This is a genomic window from Myxococcus dinghuensis (genome assembly GCF_024198235.1).
GTDB lineage: Bacteria > Myxococcota > Myxococcia > Myxococcales > Myxococcaceae > Myxococcus > Myxococcus dinghuensis.
Window position 1 is genome coordinate 472699 of sequence record NZ_JAKCFB010000004.1, and the last position, 6882, is coordinate 479580.

Sequence of the window (6882 nt, forward strand, 5' to 3'; positions counted from 1 at the left end):
GGCGCGGCCTCAGTCCTGCTGGAGCGGGTAGCCGCCCGTGGCCTCCAGGGCCGTCACCACCGTCTCGCGCAGCTTCGCCGGGTCATACGGCGTGAACACGTCGAGCGCGCGCAGGCGCTTCAGCTCCTTCTCCAGGGCGGCCCCCTCGAGGGTCGCGCACAGCGCCCGGCGGGTCCGGTCATACGCGCGAGGGATGCTGTCGAACGCGTACAGGCGCACGAGCGCGAGCCGGGTGGCGTCCGGTGTGCCGCCCTGCGCCGTCTGCCGGGTGCGGGTCACCAGCGAGTCCAGCGCGAAGGCGTCCATCACCACGTCGGAGAGCGCGGCGAGCACCTCCTGGTGGTTCTCCAGTTCGGGGCCGAACGTCTCCGCCGCCACGCGCAGGCCGTGGAGCGCCAGGCGCTTGGCGACCTCCGCGGCCACCTCCTGCGGCGCGAGCGCGTCGTCGAGCCGCGCGCGGGGCAGTTCGCCCTGGTCCAGCTCCCGGGCGATGTCGCCCGCGACGGCGAACAGGGGCAGGTCCCCCTTCACCGCGCGCTTGAGGAGCATGCCGGTGATGAGCATGCGGTTGATCTCGTTGGTGCCCTCGAAGATGCGGTTGATGCGCGCGTCGCGGTAGGCGCGCTCGACGGGGTACTCCTCGATGTAGCCGGCGCCGCCGTGCAGTTGCACCGCGTCGTCCACGAGCTGACCGAGCGCCTCGGAGCCGTACACCTTCATGATGGACGACTCGATGGCGTACTCCTCGACGGCGGCCAGCAGGTGGCCCTCGTAGTCCGGCGCCCCCTTGTCTCGGGAGGACAGGCGCGCGTCCACGAGCCCCGCCGTGCGGTACGTCATGCTCTCCAGCGCGTAGATGAGCGACACCATGCGGGCCAGCTTCTCGCGCGACAGCGGGAAGCGGACGATGGGCGTGCCGAACTGCTTGCGCTCCTGGGCGAACCTCAGCGCGTTCTGCAGTTGCAGCTTCATGCTGCCGATGACGCCCGCGCCCAGCTTCAGGCGGCCGTAGTTGAGGATGTTGAAGGCGATCTTGTGCCCCTTGCCCACCTCGCCCAGCAGGTTCTCCGCGGGCACGCGCGCGTCCTCGAAATACAGCGGGCACGTGGACGAGCCACGGATGCCCATCTTGTGCTCCTCCGGGCCGACGGTGAGGCCCGGGGTGTCCTTCTCCACGATGAAGCCCGTGAAGCGATCTCCATCCACCTTGGCGAAGACGACGAACACGTCCGCGAAGGCGGCGTTGGTGATGTAGAGCTTGGAGCCGTTCAGGATCCAATGCTTGCCGTCCGGCGAGCGCACCGCCCGCGTCTTCGCGCCCAGCGCGTCGCTGCCGCTGCCCTGCTCCGTGAGGGCATAGGCGGCCACCCACTCGCCCGTGGCCAGCTTCGGCAGGTACTTCGCCTTCTGGGCCGCGTTGCCGAACCAGACGATGGGCAACGTGCCGATGCCGGTGTGCGCGCCGAAGGTGACGGACCAGGAGCCGTTGAGGCTCATCGCCTCCGCGAGCAGCAGCGACGTCGTCTTGTCCAGCCCGATGCCGCCGTAGGCCTCCGGGATGTCCACGCTGAGCAGGCCCAGCTCGCCCGCCTGACGCAGCAGCTCCCTCAGGAGGGCGTTGTCCTTGTGCTCGATGCGCGGCGCCTGTGGGAGGACCTTCTCGCGGCTGAACTGGAGCGCCGTCTTGAAGAAGAGGCGCTGTTCCTCCGTGAAGGACTCGGGCGTGACGAAGCGCGTGGCGCCGACCTCCTCGAAGAGGAAGGCACCACCGGTGGGAATGTCCCGCGACGACGAAGCTGCGTTCTCGGCGACCATCACGACCTCCGGGATGCGCGGAAGGAGCTGCCTTCCGCCGAGCAGGCACTCGGCCCGCTCCTGGCAAGCTAGGGAGCGCGACTTCATCGGAGGAGTGACGGGCAGGCCAGCCCTTTTCGCGTGGAGCGCGCGAGGCCCGTTCCGCCAGGCGGTCCGTTCCGCCAGGCGGACCCCTGGGCAAGGGCCCACGCATCGTGCCCACGGGCCATGCGCCTCGGGACAGGCGACGCACGGGCGGCGCGAATGTGGCGCGCGCGACGCTTCCCGCCGCCGCACGCGGGCTCTCCCCGCACGCCATGCGCACGCATCCGACCTCACACCGGCGAGGCATGGGGCCTCCGGCGCTGGGGGGATGTCATGGGGATGGGAAGACAGATGTTGGCGCTGTTGGGCGGGGCGGTCTTCTTCACGGGGTGGGTCGCGGTGGCGACACCGACGAGTGCCCCAGGGCCCGCCCCGACACACGAGCAGCGACTCGCCACGCCCGCCTCCCCTCCCCGTTGGACACGCCCCCTCACCGGCCCCGGTGGCGACGAGTCCGCGCGGCTCGTCAGCGACAAGGCGGGCGGCATCCTCGCGATGGTGAACTTCACGCGCAGCATCGACGTGGGCACCGGCCCCATCGAGGGCTCGGACGACCCGACCGAATGGCACACCGTGCTCGCACGCTACGACGCGCGGGGACAGGCCCAGGTGCTCAAGGTCTTCCACAGCACCTACGGGATGCGGCACGTCGTGGATGCCCAGCACAACATCGTGCTGCTCATCTCCGCCGGAGGTGGCGTGCTGGACAGCGCGGTGCATCTGGCGAAGCTCGACGCCACCGGGAAGCTGCTCTGGCTGCGCCCCCTCCCGGACGGGGAGATATGGCCCCAGGCCCTGACGACGGACAGGGCGGGCAACATCGGCGTCGGCGGCTACACGGTGGGCAGCGGCAGCGGGCAGCTCGCCTTCATCAAGTACGGCCCGGAGGGTGTCCGGCAATGGACGTTCACCGACCGACAGATGCCGCGGAGCGAGGGCCGGGCCGCCACCGCCGACAGCGACGGGTGCTTCTACGTCGGAGGGGACGCCCAGGGCGACGACCCCGTCGCCGAGCCGTACCTCGTCAAGCTGTCCCCGGAAGGCTCCCCGGTCTGGCGCAGGCGCCTGCCGGGCGCCGTGGGCTTCGGTCATGACGTGGCCACCCACGGCAACCGCGTGGTGCTCGTCGGAACGTTCGGCGGCGCCTTCACCTACGTGGACGGCCCCCACGTCGCCACCGACAACGTGGGCACCAACCAGGACGCCTTCGTCGCGGCCTGGACACGCGATGGCGACGAGCGCTGGGCCAGGAACTTCGGCTTCGACATCGGCGGCGTCGCCATGAGCGAGGAGGACGACGGCGTGGTCGTCGCCGGCGGCTACCAGGGAGGCAGCCCGGACCTCGCGGTCCTGGGACCGCTGGCTGGCAACCCGAACGGCGCCGCCAACGTGTACGTGGCGAAGTTCGACCGCATCGAGGGCAAGCTCCGCTGGGCGCGGGGCTACCCGAGCGGCCTCGACCTGGGCGTCCTCGGCGTCGACGAGAGCAGCGTGGCCGTCACGTCGGACGGTCGCGCGGCGGTCGTGGGCCTCTTCCACGACACGCTCCAGACCGGCGCGACGAAGTGGACGGCGAACGGACGCTCCGACCTGTTCCTCTTCGGCTTCGACCCCTGACCCGAGCGGAGCCTCGCGCGCTACTCGGACGGCGTGGGGCCGGGCTTCGCGCCCGCGTCCTCGCCTCCGCGTCGAGGCGGCGTGGGGAAGACCAGGCACAGCGTCTCGAACAGGGGTTCGCCCGGTGCCGTGTACACGGCGCCCAACGCCCGCGCGGCCTGCGCCACCTCCGTGCCGAACGAGGGCACGAGGCAGATGTCCTCGGACGTCTTGAAGCGCCCCGCGAGCAACCCCAGGCCGTGGCGCAACGTCGCCAGGTCCTGGCGGCCCTCGCGCACCGGCACCGAGGGCCCGTTCGCGTCCGGCCCCGGCAGCTTGCCCACGCTCGTGCTCAGCTCGAAGCCATCCGCGCGTTGGATGATGCGCAGCTTCCCGGGCGCCACCTCCGCGAGCCACGCGCGGAAGCCCTCCTCGTCTCGCAGCACCACCGGGTAGGCCACCGGCGCGTCCGGGTGCGCGAGCCAGGTCCGCTTCGCGGCGTCGCGCAGCACCTCCAGCAGCTCCGACGTCTGCGCCAGGAACGTGTCCGCGTCCGGCACCACCAGCACCTCGCGCCCCTTCACCCGCTCCGCCAGCCGCTTCGCGTCCCCCGGCTTCGAGGGCTCGAACGCCTCGCCGCCCACGCGCACGCGCTCGCCCTCCAGTTGGAGGCGCACGGCGGCCTCGGGGAGGGGCTCGCCGTACACCGGCGCCATCGCCACGGCCGCCCCCGCGTCGCGAGCCCCGCCATCCCCACGCGGCTCCGTCGACGAGGCCAGGGACGGGAGCGGCTCCGGGCGCAGGGACTGGAGCGGCGCGGCGGGCTTCTCGTCCCGACAGCCCGACGCCAGCAGCCCGCCCGACGACACGAGCAGGGCGAAGGCAATCACCCGCGATGCCGCGCGCGTCCCTCGCCGGCACCGCGCGAGTCCGGCCATCGCCATCGCGAGCACCCGTGGCGGTGTCGCTCGCGGCTCACCCGTGGGTTGCCTGGCGCCCCCGCCTCGTGGGCTTCGCGTGCTCACGGAGGTGTCGGTCCCGCGGTCGCCGGGTCGACCTTCAGGAACCCCGTCGCGACGCACCCCGCGTCGGCGAGGCCCGCGTCCACGGCGTGGTCCGCCGCCGCACGGGCCTCCTTGAACAGCACCATGTCCTGGAAGCGGCTCGCGTCCTTCGTGCGCCCCGCGTCGCGGATGTAGATGGCCTTCACCCGCCCGGGGAACTCCTCGCGAATCTGCGCGTACACCTCCGGGTCCTTCTCACCCGAGTCGCCCACGAGCACCACCGGCGCGTCGAACTGCTGGAGCAGGCGCCGGAGGAGGGGCTGCTTGTAGCCGGACATCGTCCCCGGCCCGAGGTCCCGCAGGTACACCCCGAAGCCCGCGGGGAACCCGTGGCGCGTGAGGAAGCCACCGACGCGAGGCAGGTACTGGATGGGTGAGCCGCTCACCAGCGCGAACGCCGGCATCTCCCCGCCCCCACGCAGACACCGGTAGAACGCCGCCATGCCGGGCACCACCGGCTGCGTGTCCGCGTCCTTCAGCAGCGCCGACGCCACCAGCTTCGTCGGCCGCGTCACCTCCGTCACCGCCACGGTGTCGTCGAAGTCGGACACCACCAGGAGCCCCAGCGCATCCGCCACCACCTCCACGCGCGCGCTCGCGGACACCTCGCCCACCCGCGCCTGCGCCTGGGACGCCCCCACCGTGAAGCGGCCGCCCTCCGGTGGGCGGAGGTTCACCTCGAAGTAGCCGTCGTGCCCGCTCGTCACCGTCGCCGTCACGCCCTGGAACACCACCTCCACCTTCGCGCCCTCCCAGTTGCGCGCGGCGAGCCGCCGTACGTTTCTCGACAGCGCGGTGCTTCCCACGTCTGGAGCCTCTTTCAGGACCCGCCCATGGAGCGAGACTCCCCCCGGCCGCCCGAGCACGGGGGCCAGGAGTACCCCGGGAGCCGCGAACGCCTGACTTGTGAAGAAAAGGCAGACAAGGAGAAAAATGTAAGCAAGCATTTTCAACGGAATTTTCCCGTGTTAACGTTTCTGTGACCCTGATGATAGCTTCTCGCGGGCCTCGTGGAGGCCGCGTGGAGGGGCATGCACAGCGGCCCGGTGCGCCCAGAGGAGCCGGACAACCCGTGGAGCACCCCCCCGAAGGGCTCTATTTCGGCAAGTACAAGTTGCTCGAGCGCATCGCGACGGGCGGGATGGCGGAGATCTACCGCGCCCGCATGACCGCCGTAGCGGGGGTCTCCAAGCCGGTCGTCATCAAGAAGATCCTCCCGGGCTACGAGGACCAGAGCGCCTTCGTCTCCATGTTCGTGAACGAGGCGCGCATCGCCGCGGAGCTGAGCCACGGCAACATCGCGCAGGTCTTCGACTTCGGCGAGGTGGACGGGCAGTACTTCATCGCCATGGAGTGGGTGGACGGCCATCCGCTGTCGCGGGTGATGCGGCGGGCTCGCGAGAAGGGCCTGTACACGCTCCCCCAGCCCCTGGCGCTGCTGGTCGTGGTGGAGATGCTCGAGGGGCTGGCCTACGCCCACACGCGGTTGGACGACCGGGGCCGCCCGCTGCGCATCATCCACCGCGACGTCAGCCCGCAGAACGTGCTCGTCAGCTTCGAGGGCCAGGTGAAGCTGGTGGACTTCGGCATCGCCCGGGCGCGGCTGGCCAGCGGCGCCGAGTCCGACGAGACCGAGGCCAAGGGCAAGTACGCGTACTTCGCGCCCGAGCAGGCCCGGGGACGGGAGCTGGACGCGCGCACGGACATCTTCGCCGCGGGCAGCGTCCTCTACGAGGCGCTGTGCGGGCGGCTGCCGTTCGAGGGCAGCGTGTCGGACGTGATGCGGAAGATCGCCCTGGGCGACTTCCCGCGCCCCCGCGAGCTGCAGCCGGACATCCCGCCGGCCCTGGAGCGCATCCTCCTGACGGCGCTCGCCGTGGAGCGCGACCAGCGCTACCCCACCGCCGAGGCCTTCGCCGAGGCCCTCACCCGCCATCTCCACACCGCCTCGCCGGACGTCTCCAGCAGCGCGCTCAGCCACTTCATGGGCTACCTGTTCGAGACGGAGCTGGTCGCCGACGGGCGCCCCGTCCTGCTGCCGCGCGAGTTCCTCACGCAGATGGCGCGCTGGACGCGGGGCCTGTCCGAGCGCAGGCCGACCCGCACGCTGACGCCGGCCGCGCTGGAGCTGCCCCCCGCCCCCCAGCCGCCCGCTCCCACGACGCCCCCGCGCGCGCAGCCGGAGGGTCGCCGCGAGCGGACCACCCAACCCATCCCCGCGGTCCCCGACGCCACCCCCGCGGCGGACCCCGCGGCGTCCGCGCCCTCCGCCGCCGTCGCGGTGACGACGGAGCCCCCGCCCCCCACCGCCCCGCCCCCGCCC

The 6882-nt window shown here is 71.9% G+C and carries 5 protein-coding genes; 2 read left to right on the forward strand and 3 right to left on the reverse strand.

Annotation, left to right across the window (positions count from 1 at the left end; translation table 11 throughout):
* Positions 1-9: 9 nt before the first annotated feature.
* On the reverse strand, positions 10-1815 hold the full coding sequence (locus LZ198_RS08885; protein ID WP_253971456.1) for an acyl-CoA dehydrogenase family protein: 1806 nt from the start codon (positions 1813-1815) through the stop codon (positions 10-12).
* A gap of 363 nt (positions 1816-2178) precedes the next feature.
* Between LZ198_RS08885 and LZ198_RS08890 the strand changes: the two genes are divergently transcribed.
* Positions 2179-3516 (forward strand): hypothetical protein, encoded by a 1338-nt coding sequence (locus LZ198_RS08890; RefSeq protein ID WP_253971457.1) that lies wholly within the window; start codon positions 2179-2181, stop codon positions 3514-3516.
* 20 nt (positions 3517-3536) lie between these two features.
* Here LZ198_RS08890 and LZ198_RS08895 read toward each other — a convergent pair whose 3' ends face one another.
* Positions 3537-4433, reverse strand: a complete 897-nt coding sequence (locus tag LZ198_RS08895) for a hypothetical protein (RefSeq protein WP_253971473.1) — start codon at positions 4431-4433, stop codon at positions 3537-3539.
* 83 nt (positions 4434-4516) lie between these two features.
* On the reverse strand, positions 4517-5365 hold the full coding sequence (locus LZ198_RS08900; protein WP_253971458.1) for a phosphatidate phosphatase App1 family protein: 849 nt from the start codon (positions 5363-5365) through the stop codon (positions 4517-4519).
* Positions 5366-5631: 266 nt separating this feature from the next.
* Between LZ198_RS08900 and LZ198_RS08905 the strand changes: the two genes are divergently transcribed.
* Positions 5632-6882 (forward strand): serine/threonine-protein kinase (locus LZ198_RS08905; RefSeq protein ID WP_253971459.1); only part of this gene is annotated, 1251 nt, incomplete at its 3' end.